Origin of the sequence: Inquilinus sp. CA228, from assembly GCF_052078665.1 — a bacterium.
Taxonomy (GTDB): Bacteria; Pseudomonadota; Alphaproteobacteria; order DSM-16000; family Inquilinaceae; genus Inquilinus.
Genome location: NZ_JBQJIK010000039.1, coordinates 1 through 26,999, shown reverse-complemented (window position 1 = coordinate 26,999; position 26,999 = coordinate 1). Strand labels below are relative to the sequence as shown.

Below are 26,999 nucleotides of genomic sequence, written 5' to 3'. Positions count from 1 at the left end.
ATGCGGATCCCCTGTCCCCATTGCGGCGAGCGCGCGGCGGAGGAGTTCAGCTATCTCGGCGACGCCTCGGTGCGGCGGCCGGCGCCCGATGCCGGCATCGACGCCTTCGTCGACTACGCCTATCGCCGCGACAACCCGGCCGGGGCGCTGGCCGAATACTGGTACCATGCTGGCGGCTGCCGCTCCTGGCTGGTGGTGACCCGCGACACAAGCGACCACCGCATCCTCGGCGCCGTCGACGCGCGGGGAGCGCAGCGATGAGCGGCTTCCGGCTCCCCTCCGGCGGGCTGATCGACCGCTCGGCGACGCTGCGCTTCCGCTTCGACGGGCGCGACCTCGCCGGCCATCCCGGCGACACCCTGGCCTCGGCTCTGCTGGCCAACGGCGTCGGATTGACCGGACGGTCGTTCAAATATCATCGCCCGCGCGGCATCCTCTCGGCCGGGGCTGAGGAGCCGAACGCGCTGGTGGAACTGCGCCGCGGCGCGCGGCGGGAGCCGAACAGCCGCGCCACCATGGTCGAGCTGTTCGACGGGCTGCAGGCGGACAGCCAGAACCGCTGGCCGTCCCTCGGCTTCGACCTGATGGCGGTGAACGGGCTGCTGTCCCCGGTCTTAGCCGCCGGCTTCTACTACAAGACCTTCATGTGGCCGGCCCGGTTCTGGGAGAAGGTCTACGAGCCCCTGATCCGCCGCGCCGCCGGCCTCGGCCGCGCCGCCACCGCGCCGGACCCGGACCATTACGAGAAGGCGACGATCCACTGCGACGTGCTGGTGGTCGGCGCCGGCCCGGCCGGTCTGGCGGCGGCGCTGGCGGCCGGCCGCTCCGGCGCGCGGGTGATCCTGTGCGACGAGGGCGCCCGCATCGGCGGCAGCCTCTTATCCGAACGCCGCTCGGTCGGCGCCCAGCCGGCGCCGGACTGGGCGGCCGCGGCCGAGTCCGAGCTGGCGACCCTCCCGGAGCTGCGCATCCTGCGCCGCACCACGGTGTTCGGCGTGTTCGACCACGGCACCTATGGCGCGGTCGAGCGGGTCGGCGACCACCTGCCGGTGCCCGAGCCGCACGCACCGCGCCAGCGGCTGTGGCGCATCGTGGCGAAGCGCTGCGTGCTGGCGGCCGGCAGCCTGGAGCGGCCGCTGGTGTTCGGCGACAACGACCGGCCCGGGGTGATGCTGGCCGGCGCCGTCCGCAGCTACCTGAACCGCTACGCCGTGGCGCCGGGCCGCCGCGCCGTGGTCTTCGCCAACAACGACACCGCCGGGGCCGTGGCCGCCGACCTCGCCGCCGCCGGGGTGGCGGTGGAGGCGATCGTCGACGCAAGGCCGGGATCGACGCTGCAGCAGGCCGGCACACGGCTCCTGGCCGGCGCGGTGGTGACGCGGGCCATCGGCGGCGCGCGCGGGCTGCACGCGGTCGAGATCCGCGACGCGGCGGGCCGCTCGGCGACCTTGCCCTGCGACCTGCTGGCCATGTCCGGCGGCTTCAGCCCCAACGTCCATCTGACCTCGCATCTCGGCGGCCGTCCTGCCTGGAATGCAGCGCTGGCCGCCTTCGTCCCCGGCGACCTGCCTGCCGGCATGACCGTGGCCGGCAGCGCCGCCGGTATGTTCGACCTGGCCGGCTGTCTCGCCGGCGGCGGTCGGGCCGGGGCCGAGGCGGTGAAAGACTGCGGCTTCGACGGCGGCGCCTTCGCCCCGCCGGAGACAGCGGCGGAGCCGACCGGCGTCAGCCCCCTCTGGCGGGTCCAAGGCGGCGGCAAGCGCTTCGTCGACCTGCAGAACGACGTCACCGACAAGGACATCGAGCTGGCCGAGCGCGAGGGCTTCCGCGCGGTCGAGCACCTGAAGCGCTACACCACCCTCGGCATGGCGACCGACCAGGGCAAGACCTCGAACGTCAACGCCATCGGCATCATGGCCGAGATCACCAGGCGCGATGTCGAGGCCGTCGGCACCACCCGCTTCCGCCCGCCCTACACCCCGGTGTCGCTGGGTGCCTTCGCCGGCCACGCCCGCGGCCGCGACTTCCGCCCGACGCGCCTGACCCCGTCGCATGGCTGGGCGGCGGAGCAGGGGGCGGTGTTCGTCGAGGCCGGGGCCTGGCTGCGCGCCCAGTACTTCCCGCGGTCGGGGGAGAAGGACTGGCTGGAGACGGTCAGCCGCGAGGTGCGGCAGGTGCGCTCCGCCGTCGGCTTCTGCGACGTCTCCACCCTCGGCAAGATCGACTTGCAGGGCGCCGATGCGGCCGAGTTCCTGAACCGGCTCTACATCAACACCTGGACCACCCTGCCGGTCGGCAAGGCGCGCTACGGGCTGATGCTGCGCGAGGACGGCATCGTCATGGATGACGGCACCACCTCGCGGCTGGGCGAGGACCGGTTCCTGGTCACCACCACCACCGCCAACGCGGCGAAGGTGTTCCAGCATATGGAGTTCTGCCACCAGTGCCTGTGGCCGGAGCTCGACGTGCAGTTCACCTCGGTCAGCGACCAGTGGGCCCAGTTCTCGGTGGCCGGGCCCCAGGCCCGCGCGCTGCTGGCCCGGATCGTCGATGCCCCCTTCGACACCGGCAACGAATCCTTCCCCTATCTCGCCGCGGCCGAGCTGACGGTCTGCGGCGGCGTCACGGCGCGGCTGTTCCGCATCTCGTTCTCCGGCGAGCTGGCCTATGAGGTCGCGGTGCCGGCGCGCTATGGCGATGCGCTGGTGCGGCGGCTGATGCAGGTGGGCGCCGATCTCGGCGTCGTCCCCTACGGCACCGAGGCGTTGGGCGTGATGCGGATCGAGAAAGGCCATGCAGCCGGCAACGAACTGAACGGCCAGACCACCGCCGCCGATCTCGGCCTCGGCCGGATGATGTCGACCAGGAAGGACTATATCGGCCGGGTCCTGGCCGGGCGGCCGGGGCTGGCCGACCCGGCGCGGCCGGCCCTGGTCGGCTTCCGGCCGGTCGACCGGTCGCGGCGGCTCCGGGCCGGGGCGCATTTCATCCCGCAGGGTGCTGTGGCCACCGCGGCCAACGACCAGGGCTACATGACTTCGGTCGCCTTCTCGCCGGCCTTGGGCCACTGGATTGGCCTCGGCCTGCTCTCCGGCGGGCCGGCGCGGATCGGCGAGACCCTCCGCGCCTGCGACCCGGTGCGCGGCGAGGAAATAGCGGTTGAGGTGGTGTCGCCCGTGTTCCACGACCCGGAAGGGGAGCGCCTGCGTGCCTGACCTCACCCCCCGATCCGCCTTCATCGGCCTCCCCGGCCGGTCCGGCCGCGCCGAGGGCGAGCCCGGCGTCGCCATCCGCCCGCGCGACGATCTGGCCCTGGCCAGGGTGATCGCCCGCAAGGGCCGGGCCGGCGACCTCGCCGCCGCGATCCGGTCCCGTTATGGCCTGGATCTGCCGTCGACGCCGAAGCGGGTGGAGCAGGGCGGCCTCGCCGTCATCTGGTCCGGCCCCGGCCAATGGCTGGCCGTGGCCGAGGACGGCCGCGACCTCGCCCGCGAGCTGGCCGCGGCCATCGGCGCCTTCGCGGCCGTGAGCGACCAGAGCGACGGCCTCGCCGTGCTGCGCGTTTCCGGTCCGCGGGCCCGCGACGCGCTGATCAAGGGCGTCGGCCTCGACCTGCATCCGCGCGCCTTCGCCCCGGGCGACGCGGCGGTGACCGTGATCGCCCATGTCGGCGCCCAGCTCTGGCAGCTCGACGACCGCCCGACTTACGAGATCGCGGTCTATCGCAGCTTCGCCGGCAGCCTCTGGCGCTGGCTCGAAGCCTCCGCGGCGGAGTTCGGTTGCGCGGTCGACGCCGGTTAAGAGGACGGATTGCCGGAACATACAAAATTTTGTATGTTCAAGTGAATGAACGACCCCAAGCTTGTCGAGTTTCGGGGAAGCGCCCTCGATGATCTGCGCGCATTTCCGGCCTCGGCACGGCGCGAGGCCGGACATCAGCTCGACCAGCTGCAGCAGGGTCGCGAGCCCGACGACTGGAAGCCGATGGCGACCGTTGGGCAAGGGGTGCAGGAAATCCGGATCCGGGACGCGGCCGGGGCGTTCCGAGTGATCTATGTGGCGAAGTTTGCCGATGCCATCTACGTGCTGCACTGCTTTCAGAAGAAGACGCAGAAGACCGGCAAGGCGGACCTCGATCTGGCGTCGAGGCGTTACCGGGAACTAGTGCAGGAGTTGGGCCGATGAGCAACGAGCGCTTCGCCAATGTCTGGGACGCGATCGAGGACACCGCGGCCCAGGCGGAGAACATGAAGCTCCGCTCGGCGCTGATGATGGCGCTGAAGGACCACATCAGCCACGAGGGCCTGAGTCAGGCCGAGGCCGCCAAGCTGTTTGGCGTGACGCAGCCGCGCGTGTCGGACCTGATGCGCGGCAAGATCGATCTGTTCGGGCTGGACAGCCTCGTCAACATGGCGGCTGCCGCCGGCCTGCATGTGGAGCTGCGCGTGGGGCGAGCCGCATAGCCACGCGACCGCAGGGGGCCTGTGTGTTGGTTATGAAGGAATTTTTCATCTCAAAATTCTTCTTGATGAAAAATATCAACTGACCCAGCATGGCGGCATGACCGACGCCGCCTTTGCCTCCGCCGTCCTCGGCCGCCTGCGCGGCCGGCTGATCGTGTCCTGCCAGCCGGTGGTGGGCGGGCCGCTCGACCGCACCGAGCTGGTGGTGGCGCTGGCCCGGGCCGTGGTCGGCGCCGGCGCCGCCGGGCTCCGGATCGAGGGGGTGGAGCGCGTCGCCGCGGTCTGCCGCATCACCGGGGTGCCGGTGATCGGCATCGTCAAGACCGACCTGGCCGGCAGCCCGGTGCGGATCACGCCGCATCTCGCCGATGTCGACGCGCTGGCCGAGGCCGGTGCCGGGATCATCGCCTTCGACGCCACCGACCGAATCCGCCCGGTCGCGGTGGCGGAGCTGGTGGCCCGCATCCACGCCCACGGCCGCATCGCCATGGCCGATGTCTCGACCCGGGCGGAAGGCCGGGCTGCGGCGGCGGCCGGCACCGACATCGTCGCCTCGACCCTCGCCGGCTATGTCGCCGGGCCGGAGCCGACCGAGCCGGACCTGGCCCTGGTCGCCGACCTCGCCGCGGACGGCTTCACCGTGATCGCCGAGGGCAATGTGCGGACGCCGGAGCATGCCGCCTCGGCCCTGGCCGCGGGGGCGCATGCGGTGGTTGCCGGCTCGGCCATCACCCGGCCGGAACATGTGACGCGCTGGTTCCTCGAGGCCCTCGGCGCGGGCTGAGGGGCTCCTTCACCAAAACAAACAGGGGGCAAACGATGACGAATATCCTGCGCAAGACCCTGCTGGCCGGGCTGGCCCTGTCGGCGTTCTCCTCGCCCGCCATGGCGGGCGAGGTCACGCTGCTGTTCTGGCCGGGGCCGGAAAGCGAGGCGATGCAGAAGGTGCTCGACGCCTACAATGCCGGGCCGGGCCAGGCCGACGGCATCACCGTCAAGCAGCTGCTGTTCAGCCGCCAGGGCTATTTCGAGAAGGAGCAGGCGGATCTCGCGGCGGGGTCGAGCGAATTCGACCTGGCGCTGGTCACCACCTACACGCTCGGCCGCTACGCGCCCTATCTCGACCCGATCGACGCCCAGGTCCCGGCCGAGGCCAAGGCCGCCTTCGCGCCGGTGTCGCTGCAGTCCCTCACCTTCGACGGCAAGCTGTACGGCGTGCCGACCGACATCTCGGTGCATTTCCTCTACTACCGCAAGGACCTGGTCGACCGGCTGCTGTCCGACCCGGAGTGGCAGCAGCGCTACGCCGCGATCGCCAAGCAGAAGCTGGGCCGCGAGATGCAGCCGAAGGCGCCGGACGACTGGGCCTGGGACGACTGGATCGCCGCCGCCCTGTTCTTCAGCGCCGCCGACAACCCGGACAGCCCGACCCGCTTCGGCACCGTGCTGCAGATGAAGAACCTGATCTTCAACATCATGCTGTGGCAGGCGACCTTGGTGTCGAATGGTGGCGACTGGCTGGCCGACGGCAAGCCGGCGATCGACAGCCCGGCCGCCCGCACCGGGCTGCAGGTCTACAAGACCCTGATCGACGCCAAGGCCACGCCGCCCGGATCGATCAGCTACGAGTATCCGGAGGCCAACGCCGCCTTCCAGGCCGGCCAGGCGGCGACGATGCTGCAGTGGAACGCGGCCTTCAACGAGCTGAACGACCCGGCGAAGTCGCCCACCGTAGCCGGCAAGGTCGGCCTGGCCCCGCTGCCGGCCGGCAGCGCCGGGCACAAGAGCCATGTCCATTCCCTCGGCATCGGCCTGAACACCGCGTCGAAGAACAAGGCCGATGCCGGCAAGGTCCTGGCCTGGCTGGCGACCAGGGACGCGATGACGGTCTACGCCCAGGCCGGCGGCACCCCGCCGGTGCCGGAGATCCTGAAGGCGATGGCGGCGGCCCGGCCGGAATTCCCGCTGGTCGGCGATTTCGTCGACCGCTACGGCTTCGTCGTCACCGGCGGCACCGCCGCCTATGCCGTGCCGGTCTATGAGGTGCTGGCGGAAAAATTCTCCGCCTTCTGGGCCGGGCAGATCGACCTCGACACCGCGCTGAAGCAGGCGGCCGAGGGCATGGCCGACCGGATCAAGGGCTGATGGCCGCAGCAGCGAGGGCCGGGCGCCGGCCCTATGAGGGGCGCTGGGACGGGCTGTGGCTGCTCGGGCCGCTGCTGCTGTTCCTGGCGCTCCTGCTCGGCTTCCCGGCCGTCGCCAACCTGGTCTACAGCCTCAGTGAGGTGCGCTTCACCGGCCTGTGGTCGCCGCGCTGGGTCGGGCTCGACAATTACCGGACGGTGCTGGCCGACCCGGCCTTCTGGGGCGCGGTCGGCTTCTCCGCCCGCTTCGCGATCGTGGTCACCGCGGCGCAGCTGGTGCTCGGCTTCGCCCTGGTGCTGGCGCTCGACCCGCTGATCGCCAAGCGGCGCTGGCTGATGGCCTTCCTGCTGCTGCCGATGATGGTGTCGCCGGCACTGCTCGGCGTGATGTACCGGCTGATGCTGAACGACTTCGTCGGGGTCATCCCGCAATACCTGCAGCTGGTCGGCTTCAGCGGCAACCTGCTGGGCGTCGACTGGGCCTTCACCACCGTCGCGGTGATCGAGGTGCTGCAATGGACGCCCTTCGCCTTCCTGGCGCTGCTGACCGCCTATCAGGCGATCCCGGGCGATCTGGTCGAGGCCGCGCGGATCGACGGCGCCGGCCCCTGGGCGGTGTTCCGCCACATCACCCTGCCGTTGATGGTGCCGGCGCTGGCGATCACCGGTTTCATCCGCTTCATCGACAGCTTCCGGGTGTTCGACCACATCTATGTGCTGACCGGCGGCGGCCCCGGCACGCTGACCCAGAGCCTGTCGATCTACATCTACCGCACCTTCTTCCAGCAGGATCGGATCGGCCCCGCCGTCGCCGCCTCGATGCTGCTGCTGTTGGCCTCGATCGTGGTGCTGCGCCTGCTGATGGCGCAGATGCTGAGGGGATCGCGGGGATGACGCGCCTGGTCGCCGGGCTGCGCTGGGCCGTGTTCCTGGTCGCGGTCCTCATCCTCAACATCCCGGTCATCGTCACCCTGCTGACCTCGCTGAAGACCACGCTCGACATCAACGCCTACCCGCCGGTCTGGCTGTTCGCGCCGACGCTGGAGCATTACGGCACGGTGCTGACCGACCGGTCGCTGGACTTCCCGCGCTACCTGATGAACTCGACCGTGATCGCCCTCGGCGGCACGGTGCTGGCGCTCGGGCTCGGCGTCCCGGCCGCCTACGCCATGGCCCGGCTGGGGAAGGGGACGACCACCATCCTGCCGGTGGTGACCAACCTGCGCGCTTTGCCGCTGGTGATCTTCGCCATCCCCTTCTACCTGCTGTACCAGGCGCTCGGCCTGCTCGACACCAGGCTCGGCCTGGCCCTGATCTCCTGCATCATCAACCTGCCGCTGGCGCTGATCCTGCTGGTCGGCTTCCTGCAGGACCTGCCGCAGGAGATCGAGGAGGCGGCGCGGGTCGACGGCGCCTCGACCTTCGCCGTGCTGCGCCACATCGTGCTGCCGCTGGCCCGGCCGGTGCTGGTGGCGGTCGCCATCCTCAGCTTCATCTACAGCTGGAACGAATTCCTGTTCGGCCTGATCCTGACCACCCGCAACGCCGTGCCGGTGACGGTCGGCGCCACCTTCTTCATCACCTCCTGGGGCGTGAAATGGGGTGCCACCGCGGCGGCGATGATGCTCAGCGTGCTGCCGCCGCTCTTGCTCGGCCTGGTCAGCTACCGCTATCTCGGCCGGGCGATGCTGGCCGGCGCGGTGAAGGGGTAGGGCGATGACAGAGGCTTCGACCATCGGGCGCAAGGTGCTGGCCAGCCTGCGCGCCGCCAATCCCGGCCTGTCGCCGGCGCTCGGCCGGATCGGTGACTATGTGCTGGACGGGCCGGAGCGGGTGCTGTCGCAGACCGTGACCGAGCTGGCCGAGGCCTCCGGCTCCTCCGAGGCCTCGGTGATCCGCTTCTGCCGCGAGCAGGGCTTCCCCAGCTTCCAGGGCTTCAAGCTGGCGCTGGCCACCGAGCTCGCCTCGGCCCAGCCGCCGCGGGCGGAGGAGGCGGGGCGGCACGCGCTGTTCCGCATCGTCGACCGCGCCGTCGACGCGCTGCGCCAGACCGAGGATCTGCTCGACCCGGCGGCGGTGGAATTGGTGGCCGACCGCCTCAGGGCGGCGCGGCGCGTGCTGGTGTTCGGCGTCGGCGCCTCTTCCATCACCGCCCGCTACGCCCAGTACAAGCTGGCCCGGGTCGGGCTGCAGGCGGTGGCGCATGACGACCCGCACATGGCGGCGATGGCGACCGCGGCGCTGGGCGAAGGCGACGTGGCGCTGGCCGTCTCCAGTTCCGGCTCCACCCTCGACGTGGTCCGCGCCGCCACGCTGGCGAAGGAGGCGGGCGCCTTCCTGGCGGCGATCACCAATCGCACCAAGAGTCCCCTGACCGCCCTGGCCGATGTGGTGCTGCTGGCCTCGACCCCGGAGACGCCGCTGACCGGCGGCGCGCTGGCCTCGAAGATCAGCCAGCTGGTGATCGTCGACATGCTGTTCGAGACCATCGCCGACCGCGACCCCGGCGCCCGCGACGCCATCCGCCGCACCGCGCAGAGCGTGACCGACCGTGGGTATTGAGCCTGCCGTCACCGTCGTCGATCTCGGCGGCACCAAGATCGCGGCGGCCCGGGTGGCGGGCGCCAGGGTGCTGGAGCGGTGCCAGGCGCCGACCCCGCGTGACGGAAAATTCGAGAGCCTGATCGAGGCCGTCGCCGCCCTGGTGGCCGGCTGGGCCGATGGGCCGGTCGGCATCGCCACCACCGGCCTGGTGCGCGATGGCAGGCTCTCCGCCACCAACCCCGGCACCCTGCCGGTGCCGCCGGATTCGCCTTTGGTCGCGGCGCTGCAGGACCGGCTCGGCGTGACGGTGCGGGCGGTGAACGACGCCCAGGCCGCGGCCTGGGGCGAGTTCCGCCACGGCGCGGCGCAAGGCGTCGGGTCGATGGTGTTCCTGACTGTCTCGACCGGGGTCGGCGGCGGGCTGGTGCTGGACGGAAGGCTGCGGGTCGGGCCGGGCGGCCTGGCCGGTCATCTCGGCCATGTCGTGGCGGTGCCGGACGGCCCGCTCTGCGGCTGCGGAAGGCGCGGCTGCATCGAGGCCGTCGCCTCCGGCCGAGCCCTGGCCGCAGCCGCGACAGAGGCCTTCGGAGAAGAGATGGATGCGCCGGCCCTGTTCCGGAGCACGGATCCGATGGCTTCGGCGCTGATCGACCGCGCCGCCGCGGCCATCGCCCGGCTGCTCTCCGACCTCAAGGCGGCGCTGGACCTCGACCTCGCCGTGGTCGGCGGCGGCGTCGGCCTGGCCGACGGCTTCATCGGCCGGGTCGAACATGCGCTGGCGGCCGAGCCGCGGCAGTTCCGCCTGAAGCTGCGCCCGGCCGCCCTGGGTCACGATGCGGGGCTGATCGGCATGGCCGACCTGCTGGGCGCCGACCAGCCCCGCTGATCCTCCGTCAGGCGGTCGCGGCGGCCGTCCGCGGCCGGATGCCGACCACGATCATCACCGCGGCCAGCAGCAGCACGAAGCCGGCGCCGGTGAACACGCCGAGCGCGCCGCTGACGTCGAAGATGGCGCCGCCGGCCGCGGCCCCGGTGGCGATCGCCAGCTGCACCGCCGCGACCAGCAGGCCGCCGGCGCTCTCCGCCTCGTCGGGGACGGTGCGGGTCAGCCAGGTCGACCAGGCCACCGGCACCGCGCCGAAGGCCACGCCCCACAGCGCCACCATCGCCGTGTTCGCCACCGGCGCGCCGCCGCCCACCGCCACCAGGCCGAGGCCGAGCACGCCCATGGTCAGCGGCATCAGCATCATGGTCAGCCGCATGCTGCGCTCCAGCAGCACGCCGCCCAGGAAGGTGCCCAGGAAATTGGCGATGCCGAAGCCCAGCAGGATGCCCGACACGCCGGTGATGCCGACGCCGGTCACGGTCTCCAGGAACGGCCGGATATAGGTGAAGAAGGCGAAGTGGCCGGTGAACACCAGCAGCACGGCCAGCATGCCGAAGCCGACCTGCGGCCGGGCCAGCACCTCGACCAGGGTGCGCAGGCGCGTCGTCCCGCTCGGCGCCATCCGCGGCAGCGTCGCGAACTGCACGGCCAGCGCCAGCAGCCCCAGCACCGCGGCGATCAGGAACACGCCGCGCCAGCCGATGATGTCGCCGAAATAGCTGCCCAGCGGGGCGGCGGCGACGGTGGCGGCCGAGACGCCGCTGAACAGCAGCGACAGGGCCCGCGGCACCAGCGCCTCCGGCACCAGCCGCATCACCGTCGCCGCCGACATGGTCCAGAAGCCGCCCAGCGCCACGCCCAGCAGCACCCGCGCCAGCAGCAGCGCCGGCAGGCCGGGGGCGAAGGCGACCAGCAGGTTCGACACCGTCAGCAGGATCGAGAAGGCCAGCAGCACAATGCGCCGGTCGATCCGCCGGGTCGCGGCCGAGACCAGCAGGCTGGTCACCAGCGCCACCACCGCGGTCGCCGTCACCGCCTGGCCGGCCAGGCCTTCGGTCACGCCGAGATCCGCCGCCATCGGCGTCAGCAGGCTGGCCGGCAGGAACTCCGCCGTCACCAGCCCGAACACGCCGAGCGTCATCGAGACGACCGCGCCCCAGGCCGGCTCCTCCCGCGCCGGGGCAGCGACCGCCCGCTGTGTTCCCTCGCTCATCCGCTTGCCCTTCCGGAAGAAGTGTTGTGCAGTGCAGCAGAAGATAGGATGGACTCTCCGGACGATCCATGCCAGATACTCCGGAATGTTTGATCGTTCGTCCGAAACGCGATCCGAGCAGACAAGCCCCCGACCGTCGGGCGACGTCGTCAGCGAGTTGCTGCTCGGGATGCGCCTGTTCGGCGTGAACTACCGCCGGATCGCGATCGCGCCGCCCTTCGGCCTCGGCTTCGGCACGGTCGAGAACCGGGCCCAGTTCCATTACGTCGTCCGCGGCCCGGTGGTCCTGCGCACGGCGGCCGGGGCGTTGCACACGCTCAACAGCGGCGACGCCGTGCTGCTGCCGCGCGGCGGCCCGCACGAGCTGCTCTCGGCACCCGACCTGCCCAGCCGCGACATCTCCACCTTCGAGACCGAGACTCTGTGCAAGAGCGTCGGCGTCATCCGGGCCTGCCCGGAGGGCTGCGAGCCGGGCTCGGGCATGCTGATCTTCAGCGGCTGCATGGAGTTCGACCTCGGCGGCATGCATCCGCTGGTGGCGCTGATGCCGGAGGTGATGCTGGTCGGCACGCTGCTCGACCGCCACCCGGAGATCCTGCCGATGCTGGAGGCGATGGCGCGCGAGGCCTGCGACGAGCGCGCCGGCTTCGCCGCGATCCTGGCCCGGCTGGCCGATGTCGTCTCCGCCTCGATCGTCCGCGGCTGGGTCGAATGCGGCTGCGGCGACGCCAAGGGCTGGATCGAGGCGCTGCGCGACCCCCGCCTGGGCCGGGTCATCGCCGCCATGCACCGCGACCCCGGCCGCGACTGGACGGTGGCCGAGCTGGCGGCGGAGATGGGCGCCTCGCGCTCGGTCTTCGCCGAGCGCTTCCTGGCGGTCACCGGCCTGACCCCGCTGCGCTACGTGGCCGATCTGCGGATGCGCCTGGCGGCGCAGTGGATCGGCCGCGACCGGATGCCGATCGAGGCCGCGGCCCACCGCCTCGGCTACGGCTCGCAGGCTGCCTTCAGCCGCGCCTTCAAGCGCGTGGTCGGCCGGTCGCCCGGGGCGGTCCGTGCCGCCCCGGCTGGCTCCAACGGTCAGGTATTCGAGCTGTAGATCGCGTCGACCACCGCGTCGGTGACCTCCCTGGTCGTGGCAGTGCCGCCGACATCCGGGGTCAGGATCCCCGCCGCTGTCACCTGCTCGACCGCGCGCATCAGCCGCCCGGCGGCCTCGGCCTCGCCGAGATGCTCCAGCATCTGCGCCGCGGTCCAGAAGCTGGCCACCGGGTTGGCGATGCCCTTGCCGGTGATGTCGAAGGCCGAGCCGTGGATCGGCTCGAACATCGACGGGAAGCGCCGCTCCGGATCGATGTTGGCGGTCGGTGCCACGCCCAGGCTGCCGGCCAGCGCCCCGGCCAGGTCGGACAGGATGTCGGCATGCAGGTTGGTGGCGACGACGGTGTCGATGCTCTGCGGCTTCAGCGTCATCCGCACCGTCATGGCGTCGACCAGCATCTTGTCCCAAGTGACATCGGGGAACTCCCGCGCGACCTCGGCCGCGATCTCGTCCCACATCACCATGCCGTGGCGCTGGGCGTTCGACTTGGTGACGACGGTCAGCAGCTTGCGTGGCCGCGCCTGGGCCAGCCGGAAGGCGTAGCGCATGATCCGGGTCACGCCGACCCGGGTGAAGATCGCCACCTCGGTGCCGACCTCCTCCGGCAGGCCGCGATGGGCGCGCCCGCCATGGCCGGAATACTCGCCCTCGGAGTTCTCGCGCACGATCACCCAGTCCAGGTCGCCGGGCCCGGCGTTCCGCAGCGGCGAGGTGATCCCCGGCAGGATCCGGGTCGGCCGGACATTGGCGTACTGGTCGAAGCCCTGGCAGATCGGCAGCCGCAGACCCCACAGCGTGATGTGGTCCGGCACGTCGGGCGCGCCGACCGCGCCGAAATAGATCGCATCGAACGGCTTCAGGATCGCCAGCCCGTCCGCCGGCATCATGGCACCGTGTTTTTTGTAGTAATCCGAGCCCCAGTCGAAGCTGGTGACGTTGAACCGGACGTCGCCGAGCCGCTGCTGCAGCGCCTCCAGCATCTGGAGGCCGGCGCCGATCACCTCGGGGCCGATGCCGTCGGCGGGGATGGCTGCGATTGCATGGGTGCGCATGGGCGACTCTCCGGGCTCCAGGAACACCATCCTTGCCTCGGCGGGCGCTCCACGGCCAGTGTAACGGGGGCGACAGGGCGACGCGGCCGACAGTGATGGCAGGCGGCGTCAAGGCAGGAGCTCATCTGGTGCGGGATTCGGCCGAACCCATCATCCGCCGGAAGCTGTGGCACGAGGTCTTCGATCGCCTCAGGACCATGATCACCCGCGGCGAGCTGGCGCCGGGCGACGCCATGCCGTCGGAGCGCGACCTGATGGACCGCTTCGGCGTCGGCCGCCCGGCGATCCGCGAGGCGATGCAGGCCCTGGCCAATATGGGCCTGATCACCATCAGCCATGGCGAGCGCGCCCGGGTGCGGCTGCTGACGGCGAAATCGCTGTTCCAGCAGGTCGACCTGTCCGCCCAATTCCTGCTCTCCGCCTCGCCCGACAGCCTCGATCATCTGAAGCAGGCGCGCCGCTTCTTCGAGCGCGGCATGGTGCGCGAGGCGGCGGAGAAGGCGACGGCGGAGGACGCCGCGCGGCTGGAGGAGACGCTGCGGGACCAGAGCGGCAAGCTCGACGACCCGGCCGCCTTCATCGCCGCCGACATGCGCTTCCACAGCCGGATCGCGGCGATCTCCGGCAACCCGATCTTCGAGGCGGTCAGCGAGGCGATGCTGGGCTGGCTGCGCGAATACCACACCGAGATGCTGATCTGGACCGGCAAGCAGAACGTCACTTTGGCCGAGCACCGCGAGATCCTCGACCACATCCGCCGCCACGACCCGGACGCGGCCGAGGCCGCGATGATCCGTCACCTCGACCGGTCGGCGGTGCTGTACGCGCATCACGGGTGACTGCGGCAATGCCGTATAGATCGATTGTGCATGATGCGGCATTGCCGTATATTAGATGCTCGTGCACACCGTTGTTCAAACCCCGGCCTACCTCGCTGCCGCCAAGGATGCCGGCATGACGGATGGCGAGCGTCTGGCAGCTCTGCTGGCGATCGCCGCTGACCCAGTCGGCGGCGACCTGATCCAGGGCGCAGGCGGCTGCCGCAAGGTCCGCGTCGCGGGCCGCGGCAAGGGGAAGAGTGGCGGCTACTGGGTGATCACCTTGTTCGCCGGGCCGGATCGCCCCGTCTACCTGCTGACGGTGTTCTCCAAGGGCGAGCGGGCCAACCTGTCGAACAAGGAGAAAGCCGCCCTCGCCGGCGTGGCGAAGGCGATCGTCCGATGAACTCCTACCCCGTAACCTGACTCTGGTGACCTCTCGCTCAGTTGACTGCCAAGCCGCTACCTGATCATTCCGCTACGATTGGATTCTATTATGACCAAGACTGCCTTCGACAAGATCATGGCCGGGTTGAAGGACGCCCAGGCCCACGCCGCGGGCACCGCTGACGCCGCGGCCTATCGTGTCCACATCCCTGCCGACATCGACGTGAAGGCCATCCGCAGCCGGCGCGGCCTGTCGCAGCAGGCGTTCGCCGACCGGTACGGCTTCAGCGTCGCCGCCGTCCGCGATTGGGAACAGGGCCGCCGCGTGCCGGAAGCCCCGGCCCGGTCGTTTCTGACGGTGATCGACCGCGAGCCCGAGGCGGTCGACCGTGCCCTGTCGGCGGCCTGAGTCCAGTTCGTAGGTTGGGTTCGCGGTAAGCGAACCCAACAATATTGGGCGCCGGATGGGAAATGTTGGGTTCGCTGCTGCGAATCTAACCTACGCACTGAGGTGATGTATTCGTCGCATTACAGTATTGATCTCTCAAAAATTTATGAAAGGAATAGGCATGATCCGCATAGCATATTGGCTGCTTTTGGTGTGCTTAGGGGTCGCCTCCTGTGTTCCGGCGTCCAGCAATTGGGACAGCTTGCCGTCTGAGTGGAAATCGGCGGCAGTGTGGCAGTGCGATTCCATCGAGTACAATAGCGAGAATCCTGCCGCTTCGAAGCTGGACTTCTCCGGTCAGGCACTAATCGACTTTAAAGATAAGAAAATTTGCAATCAAACTGGTGGGATAGATTCCCTGATAGTGATGGAAGACATAGATGCACTCATATATAATCCCGAGACAAATACCGCTTCCATAACCACCAAGCCGTTCCGCAACTACAAAGGAGTGCAATGGCGAATCGACATTAATACAAGGATCGCTACCGAAGGTATGTTGGTCGAAAGAGGTGTCGTCAACTATCATAGATGCTTTCCGAAACTAAACCTTACCGCTGCGGACGAAAGAGCCTGCTTCAGTTCGGCGCCTTCTCCTTGAGGGTAGGCGTTCCGATGCGGTATTTGCTCGTAGGGCCGCCTCCAAAAAATCGAAAAATGGACCGGAGAAGGGGCGCAGCGAAGATGGCGCGCCCTTGTTGTCTTAGGATCGAATCCGGTCGATCGGCGGATCGGAACGATTCTGAGATGGCAATCCAGCGCCCCGCCAACGCCTTAGCATTTTCTTCGAATTCGGCGTAAAATCGAGCTATGAGCGAAAACCAGGCCCTGTTCGCGGCCCTGCGGCAGCTGGCCGACGGCGAGGCCGTGGCGGCGGTGGAGCGGCTGGTGCAGGACGGGCCGGACCGGGCGCTCTGCCGCATCAACGTCTTCGACTTCGCGGCCGCGACCGGGGTCGACGTCGAACGTGTCATCGCCGTGTTCCTGCATGCCTCGCGCCTCGGGCTGTTCGAGCTGTCCTGGAACGTGCTGTGCCCCGGCTGCGGCGGCGTCCTCGACGCCGGCGCCACGCTGAAGTCCCTGAACCGCGACGAGTACCATTGCGGCCTCTGCGCCGCCGGCTACGAGGCCACGCTCGACGAGATGGTGGAGGTGGCCTTCACCGTCAGCCCGCGGGTGCGCCGGATCGGCGCCCACGATCCGGACACGCTGCCGCCGGTGGAGTATTGCCGCCAGATGTTCTGGGGCTCCGGCATCGATCTGCCGGCGAATTTCGAGCAGCTGATCGAGGACATCACCCTCGACTTCGTCGAGCTGCCGGCCGGCGAGAAGGCGCTGCTGTCGCTGCAGCTGCCGGCGGAGTTCCTGATCGCCTTCGACCCCGTCAGCCATGCGACCCAGTTCCTCGACGTCAAGGGCGAGCCGACGCGCGACCGCCAGTCGCTCACCTTCATCATCGATCCGGTGCATCGGCTGAACGAGACCGTCGTGCTGCGGCCCGGCCCGCTGCGCCTGTCGGTCGAGAACCGCACCAATCGCCGGGTGCTGGCCGGGATCTGGATCGCCGGGCACGCGCTGCACGAGTTGCTCGGCCGGCGCAAGCCGTTCCTGACCGCCAAGCGCCTGCTCACCAACCAGACCTTCCGCGACATCTACCGGACCGACACGCTCGACGTCGACCAGCGGCTCAAGATCACCAGCATGACGTTCCTGTTCACCGATCTCAAAGGGTCGACGGCGCTGTATGAGCGGGTCGGCGACTTGGCCGCGTTCGACCTGGTGCGCGCCCATTTCCGCGTGCTGCACGAGATCGTCGCGGCCGAGGCCGGGGCCGTGGTCAAGACCATCGGCGACGCCGTGATGGCCACCTTCCCGACCCCCGACCGCGCCGTGGCCGCCGCGCTGCGCATGCGCGACGCCATGGGCCGCCTCAACGATGCGCATGCGAGCAGCGAGGACCTAGTGCTCAAGATCGGCATCCATGAAGGCCCGTGCCTCGCGGTCGCGCTGAACGAGCGGCAGGACTATTTCGGCCAGACCGTCAACATCGCCGCCCGGGTCCAGGCGCTGGTGAATTCGCGCGCCATCTTCGCCACGGAATCGGTGGTGACGGATTCCGGCACCGCCCGGCTGCTGCAGGCCAGCGGCATCGAGCCGGTCGCCCAGCGCCACACGCTGCGCGGCATCGAGGCCGAGGTGACGCTGTACGAGATCCCCTGACGCACGGCTATTCCAGCCAGTCCGGCGCGATCTCGACTGGCGGCTGGTTCGGCCAATCCAATTCCGAAATGGTGGACAAGGTCCGCTACGGTTGATAATCCCTCCATGATGGATCACCGTGACAGGCGGATATTGCTCCGGCCAAGCCAAGCGGCAGCGCGATGCGCCTGAAACGAAATCATAAATCTTTCGAAATTTGTACGGCATTGGGAGTGGATCAATGAAATTCGCGAGGGATATCATTGCGTTGACCGCCGTGACGTTGTTCACTTTAGCATGCAGCAGCCACGTCAAATCTGAACCGGAGCAATCCGCGACTGAATATCTAGAAAAAAACTATATCTTTGATGTAAAGAATTTTACAATTACCACCGAACAAGATCAAACATATTACTATGTTGTTTTTTGTCTGAGGGAGAAAACTGACCTAACTGGCAGGCCGAATTCGGAGCAGAGTGTCGATTCTTGTTCCGGAGCCAATGTCGTTGTCATGGTTGAAAAGCCGAGCAAGCGGGTCATCGGTGCGACTCTTCGCGAGATAGCACTCAAGCGACGCGAATTACCCCAAACGTGACCTGACACTCAGCGGTCCACGGCAGTCTGCCCGTCATCATTCCAGTGACCGCAAAGGGTCGAGAGCTGACGGTGCGGACGTCGCGCCTATGTGCCCGGAGGCGCCGGGCGCCAGCCGTGCCGGCCGCGCTTCACCCGTCGAGCAGCGCCTGCACCGCCTCCAGCAGGGCGGGCCGGGACACCGGCTTGCGCAGCACGGCCTCGGCCGGCATGTGCTCGATCTGCAGGTCGGTGCAGGCGGTCATGAAGCAGAACGGGATCCGCCGCCGCCACAGGATCTCGACCACCGGATAGACCCGCATCCCGCGCCGCAGCCGCACGTCCAGCAGCGCGCCGTCGAGCTGCTGCGTCTCGGCCAGCGCGATCGCCGCCTCGAGCGTCCCCACCGGGCCGACCGGGTCCAGCCCCATGGCGTGGATCAATTGCGCCACATCCTCGGCCAGCAGCAACTCGTCCTCGACGATCAGGATCCGCTTCGCCGCGCCGTCGCGGCGGATCGGGTGGGGCCGGCCGAGCACGGAGGCGACATCCGCTCCGGGCTCCATGAAGGACGTCCCGGTCTGCATCTCTGGTTCTCCGCCCTGAAGTTGACGTTTGTTAAGATGAAAATCCTGTCTCTATTATAGATCGGAAGTGATCGATTTGAAAGACGTCGCTGTGGTCAATAACCGGATATGAATACGATGGCGACCTGCCGCTGCGTCGGTCTCCTGATCACTGGCCTCACTCCTCTCCAAAGGTCAGCACGGTCTGCAGCGTATCGGGATCGCCACGGTCGAGCCGCTCGAACAGCGCCCGCGCCTGCCGGAACGGCACCTCTTCCGTAACCAGGGGCAACAGGTCCAGCACCCCCTCATGCTGCAGCCTGACCGCGGTTTGCCACAGCCGCGGCTTCGACCAGCGATAGCTCGCCCCGGGGGCGACGCCGGAGATCTGCGAGCAGACCAGTTGCACCCGGTTGTGGTGGAACTCCTCGCCGAGATGCAGGCCGCGCGCCTCGCCCTGGAAGAAGCCGAGGGCCACGACCCGGGCCGAATAGGCCACCGCCCGGATCGCCTCGGCCAGCGCAGCCGGGACGCCGGAGACCTCGATCGCCACATCGGCGCCGCGCCCGCCGGTCTTCTCCTTGACGATCTCGGCCACCGACCCGGCGGCGGGGTCCAGCGCCTCCGCAGCACCCAGCCGCAGCGCGATCTCGCGCCGCGACGCCACCGGGTCGACCGCGATCACCTGCGCGCCGGAGGCCCGCGCCGCCTGCGCCACGATCTGGCCGGGCACGCCGAGGCCGAAGACGACCACGACATCGCCGATCCGGATCTCGGCATCGTGCACCCCGTTCAGCGCCACCGCGCCGATATGCGAGAAGATGCCGATCCGCGGGTCGGCGCCCTCCGGCAGCAGCCGCACCGCCTCCCGTACCGCGACATGGTGGGTGCGGTGGCCCCAGGTGCCGTAGACCCGCCGGCCGGGCCGCAGGTCGGCGACCTCGCTTCCGACCTCCACGATCTCGCCCGCCTCCTCATAGCCGAGGGTGCGGACCGGAGTGTCCCAGCTCGGCGCGTCGGCGGCGCGGAACAGGCGGCTGGCCTCGTCCCAGCGTTTGGCCATGAACGGGCTCGTGCCGCGATACTGCGACAGCTCGGTGCCGGCGCTGACGCCGGAATACAGCGTCCGGATCCGCACCTCCTCCGGTCCGAGCGGCGGGTGCTCGAAGCTCTCGAAATCCAGCGCGCGCGGGCCGCGCAGCAGCAGGGCGGTCGGCATGGTCAGGCGGCCCGCTGCCGCACCAGTTCGGCGACCATGGCCGCGGTCCAGGTGAAGTTGCCGCCGCCCAGCCCCTCGCCGGTGACCGGGTCGTAGTATTCGGCGAAGCCGCCCTCGATCAGCTTCAGGCTGTCCTGGTGCACGGCGTCGGCGGCCTCGGTCAGGCCGCAGCGGATCAAGCCGTCGGCGACCAGAGTGTTGACGATCAGCCACACCGGCCCGCGCCAGTAGCGCTTGGGCTCGAAGCGCGGATCGGCGGGGTCGTGGCTGGCGATGCCGAAGCGGGTCGCGTCGCGCCATTCGGCGATGCGGGCCGCCAGCGCCCGCTGCCGCTCCGGCGTGCCGAGCCCGGCGAACAGCGGCAGCAGCCCGCCGATGCTGCGGCTCTCGACCAGCGCGCCGGTCACGCGGTCGAGGCACAGATACTGGCCGTGCGCCTCGCTCCACAGCCGCTCGAAGGCGGAGCGGGCCTTCGCCACCCGGGCCCGCGCGGCAGCGGCGAGGCCGGCCATGCCCAGCGCCTCGCCGAGTGCGGCAATATCCTCGTCGGAGCGGATCAGGATGGCGTTGAAGCCGGGGTCGACGACCCGGAAGGGCGAGGCGTCGTGCAGCTTCGCATTGTCCCAGCCGAGCCCGCGGAAGCGCTGCACCAGCCAGAGATAGCGGTCGTACTCCGCCTTGTGCGGGCGCTGGCCGGCGTCGACATGGCTGGTGTCGCGGCGCTGATAGGGCTCGATCCCGTCGGTCGGCACCCGCGCCAGGGCGGCGTCCCAGTCGCAGGAATTGTCGCGGCCGGATTCCCAGGGGTGCAGCAGGGCGACCAGGCCGGTGCCCTCCGGGTCGCGGGCGGCGTAGAACCAGCGGTGCCAGGCATCCGCGGCCCCGATCAGCGCCCGCGCCTTGGCCTCGGCCAGCACGGTGTCCTTGGCCTCCTCGTACAGGCGCCGCAGCACGAAGCCCAGCACCGGCGGCTGGGTGATGCCGGAGGTCGGAACCGGCCGGCCGGTCCGCCACACATCGGGGCCGGGGAAATAGCCGTCGTCAGGCACGTGGAAGATGATGTGCGGGATCATCCCGTCCGGCCATTGATGGGCCGCCAGCGTCTCGATCTCGGTCCAGGCCCGGGCCTCGTCGATATGGCGCTGGCCCAGCGCGGTCAGGCAGGAATCCCAGTTCCACTGGAACGGGTACAGCCCCTTGGTCGGGACGGTGTAGGTGCCGCGGTCGTTCTCGGACAGAACGGTCGCCGCCCGTTCGAATGCGGTGCTGTCGTCGAAGGTCACGGCAGGGCTCCGGTGAGGCTCGGTGAGGGGAGGGGGGTCATTGCAAGGCGAGGCCGGTCTCGGCATCGAACCAGCGGCCGCGGCCGGGCTTCGGCCGCAGGCTGATCGCCTGGCCGGGCTCGACCGCATGCTCGTTGTCGACCACGGCGCGGAACAAATGGCCGGCGACATCGACGGTCAGCAGCTTGTGCGGGCCCAGCGGCTCGACCACCCGGATCGCGCCGGGCAGGCCGTCGCCGCGGATCTCGACATCCTCCGGGCGGATGCCGAATTCGATCCGGCCAGCCGAGGCCTTCGGCGGCTCCAGCGTCAGCCCGGCGACCTTGAGGCCCAGGCCATTCGGCTCGGCCGGCAGGAAGTTCATCGGCGGGTTGCCGATGAAGCTGCCGACGAAGCGGGTCGCCGGGTCGGCATAGACCTCGGTCGCCCGTGCCGCCTGGACGATGCGGCCCTGGTTCATCACCGCGATCCGGTCGGCCAGGCTCATCGCCTCGACCTGGTCGTGGGTGACGTAGATGGTCGTCGTCTTGCTCTCCTGCAGCACGCCCTTCAGCTCGGCCCGCATCTCCAGCCGCAGCAGGGCGTCCAGGTTGGACAGCGGCTCGTCCATCAGCAGCACGGCGGGCTCGACCGCCAGCGCCCGGGCGACGGCGACGCGCTGCCGCTGCCCGCCCGACAGCTGGCCGGAATAGCGCTGCAGCAGCTGGTCGATATGCATCATGCCGGCGGCCCGCTTGACCTTCCGGTCGACATCGGCCTCCGGCATCTTCTTCATGCGCAGGCCGAAGGCGATGTTCTCGAACACCGTCATGTGCGGGAACACGGCGTAGTTCTGGAACACCATGGCGATGCCGCGGTCGCGCGGCGCGAGGCCATCGACCCGCCGGCCGCCGATCCGCACCTCGCCGCTGGTCGCGGTCTCCAGCCCGGCGACGATGCGCAGCAGCGTGGTCTTGCCGCAGCCCGAGGCGCCGAGCAGCACCAGGAACTCCTGGTCGCGGATGGTGAGGTCGATGGCGTGCAGCGCGACGTAGCTGCCGAACCGCTTCTCGACGCCCTTGATCTCGATGTCTGCCATAGTCGGAACTCCGATCAGCGGTTGGCGATGCCCCAGAGGGAGAAGAGATATTTTCTGATCAGGAACAGGAAGATCAGCGCCGGCACCACCAGCACCAGCGCCCCGGCGAATTTCAGCGGCAGCGGCGAGACGTCCAGGCTGGTCAGCAGGAAGGCGGTCAGGGTCTGGTTCTGCACGGTCAGCACCGAGGCCGCGAACACCTCGTTCCAGGAGGTGACGAAGGCGAAGACGCCGGAGGCCGCGATGCCCGGCAGGGCCAGCGGCACGACGATCTTCAGGAAGGCCTGGACCCTGGTGCAGCCCAGCGTCCAGGCCGCCTCCTCCAGCTCCACCGGGATGCTGGTGAACAGCGAGAAGGTGATCAGGATGGCGAAGGGCAGGGCCAGCACGGTGTGCACCAGGGCCAGGCCCCAGATGGTGTCGTCCAGCCCGGTGCGGATGTAGAAGATCGCCAGCGGCAGGGCCAGCAGCGGCAGCGGAAACGCCCGGGTCATCAGCACCAGCAGGCGGAAGCTGCCCTTGCCGCGGAAGCGGAACCGCGCCAGGGCATAGCCGGCCGGGGCGCCGATGCCGATCGACAGGATCATGGTCAGCCCGGCGACCAGTATCGAGTTCAGCAGCGCCCGGGCGACGCCGGCGTAGTTCCAGAAGAAGGACAGGCTGCCGATATCGAAGGTCGGGACGAAGGCTTTCGGCCAGCCGGTCACCGCCTCGCGGGAATTGAAGGCGTTGACCGCCAGCAGGTACAGCGGCACCAGCACCCACAGGCACAGCAGGAGGGTCGAGATCCGGATCCCCCAGCGGCTTGGCGCGGCCTCTGCGGCCGGGACGGCGACGATGTCGGGCGTGATGGCAGTCATCGCGCGGTTTCCTTCCGCTCGCCCAGCGCCCACAGGAAGACCAGGGTGAAGCCGATCGAGATGCCGAGGATGACCATGGCGTAGGCCGAGGCCCCGGCGCGGTCCTGCAGCGCGAACTGCCAGCTGAAGGTCTCGCCCATCAGGATCGGCAGGTTGTTGCCGGCCAGCACCAGGACGATGGCGAACACCTCGAAGGCCAGGATGGTGCGCAGGATCAGCGCGGTCTGCAGGCTGGGCCGCAGCAGCGGCAGGGTGATCCGGACGAAGCGCTTCCACGGGCTGGCGCCGAACACCTCCGCCGCCTCGTAGTATTCCTTCGGGATCAGCGACATGCCGGCGACCAGGATCACCAGCACGATGGCGGTGGCGCGCCACAGCTCGGCGATGATGATGGCGGCGAACAGCGCCACGATGCTCTGGTAGCTCAGCAGCAGCTTCGGGCCCGGGATCAGGCCGACATAGTAGAGCACGCTGTTGAGGAAGCCGTTCTGCTCGAGGATGGCCAGCCAGATCAGCCCGGCCGCGAGGTCGGAGATGCCGAGCGGGATGGTGAAGATGTACAGCGCCACGTCGCGGCCGCGCTTCAGCGCCATCACCAGGCTGGCCATGGCCAGCGCCAGGGCGATCTGCAGCGGCACCAGGATCAGCGTCAGCACGAAGGTGTTGCGCACGGAAGGCCAGAACTTCCAGTCGCGCGCGATCGACTGGAAATTGCCGAAGGACAAATGGCCGTACTGCGTGAAGGCCTCGACCGCCACCTGCCCGAACGGCACCAGGAAGAAGCCGAGCAGGAACACGGTGGCCGGGGCCAGCAGGATATAGGGCAGCAAGCGGGCGTCGCTCATGGCGGGCTCCGTCGGTCAGGCGCGGCAGGGTGGGAAGCGGTGCCGGACGTTTCGGTCAGTCCATCGATCGGAGCGGCCCCAGCCTTCCACTCTCCCCCTCCCCTCGCGGGAGGGGGTAGGGGGAGGGGGTGTCGATCGAAGAGAGCCGATGCCTGATCGTCCAGGGCGACGACCGGGTCGCAACACCCGTTCGGCGTCGATGCCGACGGCACCAGACCCCTCCCCCCAACCCCCTCCCGCAAGGGGAGGGGGAGGGTGAAATTCATGGCCTCGGCGCTCATTGAACCTTGCACGGCCCGGTCCCGACCGGATCCGGGGCCCAGCACGGCGCGCCCTTCTCGTCGAAGATGGCCTGCAGGCTCTGCGCCTGCTCGTCCAGCACCTCACGCACGTCCTGGCCGGACAGCACGATGCGCTGGAAGGTGTCGCTGAACACCTTGTTGTAGCGCCCGCCGGCGTCGCCCAGCCCCATCGGCAGCAGCACCGGCAGGGAATCCTTGGCCGCGCTCTGCGCCGCCACCACCGGCTGCAGCATCCTGATGCTGGTCGGCACGTCGTCCGGCAGCTTGACCTCGACCACCGGGAAGAAGCCGGTCGCCTTCATCGTCGCGATCTGGTTCTCCGGCGTCTCCATATGCGCCACCAGCGCCCTGGCGTCCTCCGGCGAATTGCTGGTCTTCGGGATGCCGATGCCGGTCAGCACCGGCATATGGGCGCGCCCGGCCGGCCCGGCCGGCACCGGGAACACCACGAACTCGTCCGGCTTCTGGTTCAGCGCGTCCTTCAGCCGGGCGACATGGTCCCAGGCGACCCAGACATCGCCGGTCAGCAGCGGCTCCTGCATGAAGGCGTAGCCGGTCGAGGCCGGGGTGACGGAGGTGGCCCAGAAGTCGCGGAACGAAGTCCACATCGCCTCGGCCTCGGGCGATTTGAACTTCACCACGGGCGACCCGGTGTAGGACGGGTACAGATAGCCCTGGAAGAAGCGGTGCATCAGCCCCTTCGGCCCGGCCGGGAAGCCGATCTTGGGCGATCCGGCGGCCGCGGCCATCGCCTTGCCCCAGGCGGCCAGCTGGTCATAGGTCAGGGCGTTGATGTCGGCGCCCTGCGGCAGGTATTGCAGCGCCTGCTTGTTGGCGGCCATGACATAGGTCGCCTGCATCCAGGGCAGGTATTTCTGCTCGGCCGTGCCGAGCCTGCCGAGATCGAGATAGGGCTTGGCGATGGCGCCGTCGGGCACGATGCCGGACAGGTCGACCAGCCCGTCCGGGATGCTGGCGAACTCGCCATGCAGCCCGCCGATGACGGTGACGGCGCCGGACCCGGCCTTCAGCTCGGCCTGGATGCGGGTCATGAACGGCCCCGGCTCCTGCGCCGAATAGGTCACCGGCTTGCCGAAGCCGGCCAGCACGCTCTCGCGCATCGCCTGCGATTCCTCGACCGGCGTCGCCTGGGTCGACCAGAAGAGGATCTCCTGGGCGCCGGCGGCGCCGGCCAGGCCGAGGCCGATCAGGCCGGCGGCAAAAGCGGCGGCTGTGGTCCGGATGGTCATTCCTGTCCTCCCTCTTTGTCTGCGGCCGGCCTCCACGGTGCCGGTCCAATTCACGCCGGCCCTGGTCACCCGGGGCGGGCGCGTTTCCGTGGCTTCGCGGCCGGGCCGTGGCTGGCCCGGTCGACGAAGGTCACCTCGGCGAGGCGCGGCTGGACGCCGTCGAACCCCCTCTCGATCACGTCCACCACCATGCCGGCGATGACCGCGGCGCTGCGCTCGATGTCCTGGTCGAAGGTCGACAGCGGCGGCCGGGCATAGGCAGCGATCGGCACGTCGTCGAAGCCCACGACCGACAGGTCGGCGGGGATGCGCAGGCCCGCCTCCTGCGCCGCCTCCATCACCGCCAGCGCCAGCCGGTCGGTCATGCCGATGATCGCGGTCGGGCGCGGCTGCAGGGCGAACAGGCGCTGCGACGCGGCGATGGCGGCGGCGCGGTCGGCGACCGGCACCGTCGGCAGCCGCTCCGGCGCCAGGCGGATGCCGTGCCCGGCCAGGGCGCTCTCGAAGCCGCGGCGCCGGAACTCGGCATAGCTGTAGGGCTCGCTCGGCCCCAGCAGCGCGAACTCGCGGTGGCCCAGCGCGTGCAGCCGGTCGACCAGCCCGGCGAAGGCGGCCTCGCCGTCGGTGTCGAACCAGGGATAGGCCGGCGGCGGGTCCAGCAGCCGGCCATGGGCGACGAAGGGGAAGCGGCGCTCGATCAGATAGCGCACGCGCGGGTCGTCGTGGGTGACGCGGTTGATCACCACGGCGTCGATATGGCCGCCATCGACGACGTGCCTCAGCACGGTCAGGTCGTCCTGGCCGCGCGGCACGGCGGCCAGGAACAGGTCGCGGCCGCGCCCGGCCAGCCCGTCGGCGACGCCGGACAGGAACTGGCCGAGGAAATCATCCATGAAGTTGTGGGCGCTGATCGGCAGCAGCACGCCGACGATGTTGGTGCGGCCCGAGACCAGCATGCGGCCGATCCGGCTGGCGACATAGCCATGGGTGCGGGCGGCCTCTTCGACCCGGCGGCGGGTCTCGGCGCTGACGTCGGAATAGCCGGCCAGGGCGCGCGACACCGTGGTCGGCGACAGGCCGAGCTTCGCCGCCAGCTCCTTCAAGCGGATCTGCCGCTGCGCCGTCACCCGCCGGCCTCCCTGTTCCGCATTTGATTCCAAAACGATTTGGACGACGCCGGGGCGTTTCCCAAAACGTTTTGGAAGTGTGTCGTGGATTCAAAACAGGGTCAAGCGCCGGGACCCCTCCACCGTCATCGCGAGCCCCGCAGGGGCGTGGCGATCCAGCCTGCCGCCGCCCGAGCCGGGAATCGGGCGGAGTTAGTTAACACATTGTTCGGTTGCATTAATTTGCGATCTTGTTCATGCTACGTTCTATGGACAAGGCGCAGACCGATTCGGTTTCGGAGGCCCCGGCCGCTCCCGCGGAGGAGCGGGCGGCGCGGCGTCTGCGCGTGCTCGCCCGGCTGACCGAGATCCAGATGGAGGTCGCCGAGGCGGCCCGCACCGAGGCGGTCGAGGCGCCGCAGCCCGGCGTCGACTATTGCACCCGGATCGCCGGCATCGCCCGCTCGGTGCGTCTGACCCTGCTGCTGGAGGACAAGATGTCCCGTCCGCCCGAGGCGCGGCCGAGGAAGGCCGCGGCCCGACCGGCCGGGACGACCGACGAGGCGTCGCCCGAGCTGCGGGTGATGCTGGCCATGGGCGCCGCGGTCTATGACGGCGCCGAGACCGAGGACGAGAAGGAAGAGGCTCGCCGGCGCTTCGG

The 26,999-nt window shown here is 69.5% G+C and carries 29 protein-coding genes; 19 read left to right on the top strand and 10 right to left on the bottom strand.

Going from position 1 to position 26,999, the window contains the following annotated elements; all coding sequences use genetic code 11:
- From ACTOWL_RS19990 to ACTOWL_RS19940, 11 genes are all read left to right on the top strand, one after another.
- Positions 1-261, top strand: coding sequence for a sarcosine oxidase subunit delta (locus ACTOWL_RS19990; RefSeq protein WP_441323028.1), 261 nt, complete (start codon positions 1-3; stop codon positions 259-261).
- Positions 258-3,215 carry a sarcosine oxidase subunit alpha family protein gene (locus tag ACTOWL_RS19985; protein ID WP_441323027.1) on the top strand — a complete coding sequence of 986 codons (2,958 nt, stop codon included), beginning with the start codon at positions 258-260 and terminating at the stop codon, positions 3,213-3,215. Before ACTOWL_RS19990 ends, ACTOWL_RS19985 begins: the two co-directional genes overlap by 4 nt.
- The gene (locus tag ACTOWL_RS19980) at positions 3,208-3,801 is read left to right on the top strand and encodes a sarcosine oxidase subunit gamma (protein WP_441323026.1); all 594 of its coding nucleotides are present in this window, start codon (positions 3,208-3,210) and stop codon (positions 3,799-3,801) included. Before ACTOWL_RS19985 ends, ACTOWL_RS19980 begins: the two co-directional genes overlap by 8 nt.
- A gap of 45 nt (positions 3,802-3,846) precedes the next feature.
- Positions 3,847-4,185, top strand: a complete 339-nt coding sequence (locus ACTOWL_RS19975; protein ID WP_441323025.1) for a type II toxin-antitoxin system RelE/ParE family toxin — start codon at positions 3,847-3,849, stop codon at positions 4,183-4,185.
- Positions 4,182-4,463 (top strand): helix-turn-helix domain-containing protein, encoded by a 282-nt coding sequence (locus ACTOWL_RS19970; RefSeq protein WP_441323024.1) that lies wholly within the window; start codon positions 4,182-4,184, stop codon positions 4,461-4,463. The genes ACTOWL_RS19975 and ACTOWL_RS19970 overlap by 4 nt, the downstream gene beginning before the upstream one ends.
- A gap of 97 nt (positions 4,464-4,560) precedes the next feature.
- Complete coding sequence (locus ACTOWL_RS19965; protein ID WP_441323023.1) at positions 4,561-5,247, top strand: N-acetylmannosamine-6-phosphate 2-epimerase; 687 nt, start codon at positions 4,561-4,563, stop codon at positions 5,245-5,247.
- Between the two features lie 35 nt (positions 5,248-5,282).
- The gene (locus ACTOWL_RS19960) at positions 5,283-6,608 is read left to right on the top strand and encodes an ABC transporter substrate-binding protein (RefSeq protein ID WP_441323022.1); all 1,326 of its coding nucleotides are present in this window, start codon (positions 5,283-5,285) and stop codon (positions 6,606-6,608) included.
- Positions 6,608-7,501, top strand: a complete 894-nt coding sequence (locus ACTOWL_RS19955; RefSeq protein ID WP_441323021.1) for a carbohydrate ABC transporter permease — start codon at positions 6,608-6,610, stop codon at positions 7,499-7,501. The genes ACTOWL_RS19960 and ACTOWL_RS19955 overlap by 1 nt, the downstream gene beginning before the upstream one ends.
- On the top strand, positions 7,498-8,319 hold the full coding sequence (locus ACTOWL_RS19950) for a carbohydrate ABC transporter permease (RefSeq protein ID WP_441323020.1): 822 nt from the start codon (positions 7,498-7,500) through the stop codon (positions 8,317-8,319). Before ACTOWL_RS19955 ends, ACTOWL_RS19950 begins: the two co-directional genes overlap by 4 nt.
- A gap of 4 nt (positions 8,320-8,323) precedes the next feature.
- Positions 8,324-9,169, top strand: a complete 846-nt coding sequence (locus ACTOWL_RS19945) for a MurR/RpiR family transcriptional regulator (RefSeq protein ID WP_441323019.1) — start codon at positions 8,324-8,326, stop codon at positions 9,167-9,169.
- Positions 9,159-10,037 carry an N-acetylmannosamine kinase gene (locus ACTOWL_RS19940; RefSeq protein WP_441323018.1) on the top strand — a complete coding sequence of 293 codons (879 nt, stop codon included), beginning with the start codon at positions 9,159-9,161 and terminating at the stop codon, positions 10,035-10,037. The genes ACTOWL_RS19945 and ACTOWL_RS19940 overlap by 11 nt, the downstream gene beginning before the upstream one ends.
- Before the next feature lie 7 nt (positions 10,038-10,044).
- Here ACTOWL_RS19940 and ACTOWL_RS19935 read toward each other — a convergent pair whose 3' ends face one another.
- Complete coding sequence (locus tag ACTOWL_RS19935) at positions 10,045-11,250, bottom strand: MFS transporter (protein WP_441323017.1); 1,206 nt, start codon at positions 11,248-11,250, stop codon at positions 10,045-10,047.
- A 169-nt stretch (positions 11,251-11,419) separates the two neighbouring features.
- Here ACTOWL_RS19935 and ACTOWL_RS19930 point away from each other — a divergent pair, with 169 nt between their 5' ends.
- Positions 11,420-12,349, top strand: coding sequence for an AraC family transcriptional regulator (locus ACTOWL_RS19930; RefSeq protein ID WP_441323016.1), 930 nt, complete (start codon positions 11,420-11,422; stop codon positions 12,347-12,349).
- Here ACTOWL_RS19930 and ACTOWL_RS19925 read toward each other — a convergent pair.
- On the bottom strand, positions 12,331-13,404 hold the full coding sequence (locus tag ACTOWL_RS19925; protein ID WP_441323015.1) for a tartrate dehydrogenase: 1,074 nt from the start codon (positions 13,402-13,404) through the stop codon (positions 12,331-12,333). The two genes, ACTOWL_RS19930 and ACTOWL_RS19925, sit on opposite strands and share 19 nt — an antisense overlap.
- A 128-nt stretch (positions 13,405-13,532) precedes the next feature.
- Between ACTOWL_RS19925 and ACTOWL_RS19920 the strand changes: the two genes are divergently transcribed.
- The 6 genes from ACTOWL_RS19920 (at position 13,533) to ACTOWL_RS19895 (ending at position 17,851) form a co-directional block, all read left to right on the top strand.
- Complete coding sequence (locus tag ACTOWL_RS19920) at positions 13,533-14,243, top strand: transcriptional regulator NanR (protein ID WP_441323014.1); 711 nt, start codon at positions 13,533-13,535, stop codon at positions 14,241-14,243.
- A 55-nt stretch (positions 14,244-14,298) separates the two neighbouring features.
- Positions 14,299-14,628, top strand: a complete 330-nt coding sequence (locus tag ACTOWL_RS19915; RefSeq protein ID WP_441323013.1) for a type II toxin-antitoxin system RelE/ParE family toxin — start codon at positions 14,299-14,301, stop codon at positions 14,626-14,628.
- Between the two features lie 90 nt (positions 14,629-14,718).
- Positions 14,719-15,018, top strand: coding sequence for a helix-turn-helix domain-containing protein (locus tag ACTOWL_RS19910; RefSeq protein WP_441323012.1), 300 nt, complete (start codon positions 14,719-14,721; stop codon positions 15,016-15,018).
- A gap of 160 nt (positions 15,019-15,178) precedes the next feature.
- Positions 15,179-15,658 (top strand): hypothetical protein, encoded by a 480-nt coding sequence (locus ACTOWL_RS19905; protein ID WP_441323011.1) that lies wholly within the window; start codon positions 15,179-15,181, stop codon positions 15,656-15,658.
- A 209-nt stretch (positions 15,659-15,867) separates the two neighbouring features.
- Complete coding sequence (locus ACTOWL_RS19900) at positions 15,868-17,277, top strand: adenylate/guanylate cyclase domain-containing protein (protein WP_441323010.1); 1,410 nt, start codon at positions 15,868-15,870, stop codon at positions 17,275-17,277.
- Positions 17,278-17,524: 247 nt separating this feature from the next.
- Entirely contained in the window at positions 17,525-17,851 is a 327-nt protein-coding gene (locus tag ACTOWL_RS19895) for a hypothetical protein (RefSeq protein ID WP_441323009.1), read from the top strand.
- A 130-nt stretch (positions 17,852-17,981) separates the two neighbouring features.
- On the opposite strand, the gene ACTOWL_RS19890 is transcribed toward ACTOWL_RS19895, so the two are convergent.
- From ACTOWL_RS19890 to ACTOWL_RS19855, 8 genes are all read right to left on the bottom strand, one after another.
- Positions 17,982-18,416 carry a response regulator gene (locus ACTOWL_RS19890; protein WP_441323008.1) on the bottom strand — a complete coding sequence of 145 codons (435 nt, stop codon included), beginning with the start codon at positions 18,414-18,416 and terminating at the stop codon, positions 17,982-17,984.
- Positions 18,417-18,573: 157 nt separating this feature from the next.
- Positions 18,574-19,614 (bottom strand): zinc-binding dehydrogenase, encoded by a 1,041-nt coding sequence (locus ACTOWL_RS19885; RefSeq protein WP_441323007.1) that lies wholly within the window; start codon positions 19,612-19,614, stop codon positions 18,574-18,576.
- Between the two features lie 2 nt (positions 19,615-19,616).
- Positions 19,617-20,897, bottom strand: coding sequence for an MGH1-like glycoside hydrolase domain-containing protein (locus ACTOWL_RS19880; protein ID WP_441323006.1), 1,281 nt, complete (start codon positions 20,895-20,897; stop codon positions 19,617-19,619).
- A gap of 37 nt (positions 20,898-20,934) precedes the next feature.
- Positions 20,935-21,975 carry an ABC transporter ATP-binding protein gene (locus tag ACTOWL_RS19875; protein ID WP_441323005.1) on the bottom strand — a complete coding sequence of 347 codons (1,041 nt, stop codon included), beginning with the start codon at positions 21,973-21,975 and terminating at the stop codon, positions 20,935-20,937.
- Positions 21,976-21,989: 14 nt separating this feature from the next.
- Positions 21,990-22,835: a carbohydrate ABC transporter permease gene (locus ACTOWL_RS19870; protein ID WP_441323004.1), complete on the bottom strand. Its 846-nt coding sequence runs from the start codon at positions 22,833-22,835 to the stop codon at positions 21,990-21,992.
- Positions 22,832-23,680, bottom strand: coding sequence for a carbohydrate ABC transporter permease (locus tag ACTOWL_RS19865; protein WP_441323003.1), 849 nt, complete (start codon positions 23,678-23,680; stop codon positions 22,832-22,834). The genes ACTOWL_RS19870 and ACTOWL_RS19865 overlap by 4 nt, the downstream gene beginning before the upstream one ends.
- Before the next feature lie 277 nt (positions 23,681-23,957).
- Positions 23,958-25,232 (bottom strand): extracellular solute-binding protein, encoded by a 1,275-nt coding sequence (locus tag ACTOWL_RS19860; protein WP_441323002.1) that lies wholly within the window; start codon positions 25,230-25,232, stop codon positions 23,958-23,960.
- A 65-nt stretch (positions 25,233-25,297) separates the two neighbouring features.
- Entirely contained in the window at positions 25,298-26,359 is a 1,062-nt protein-coding gene (locus tag ACTOWL_RS19855; protein WP_441323001.1) for a LacI family DNA-binding transcriptional regulator, read from the bottom strand.
- Between the two features lie 236 nt (positions 26,360-26,595).
- Here ACTOWL_RS19855 and ACTOWL_RS19850 point away from each other — a divergent pair.
- The coding region (locus ACTOWL_RS19850; protein ID WP_441323000.1) for a hypothetical protein at positions 26,596-26,999 on the top strand (404 nt) is incomplete at its 3' end.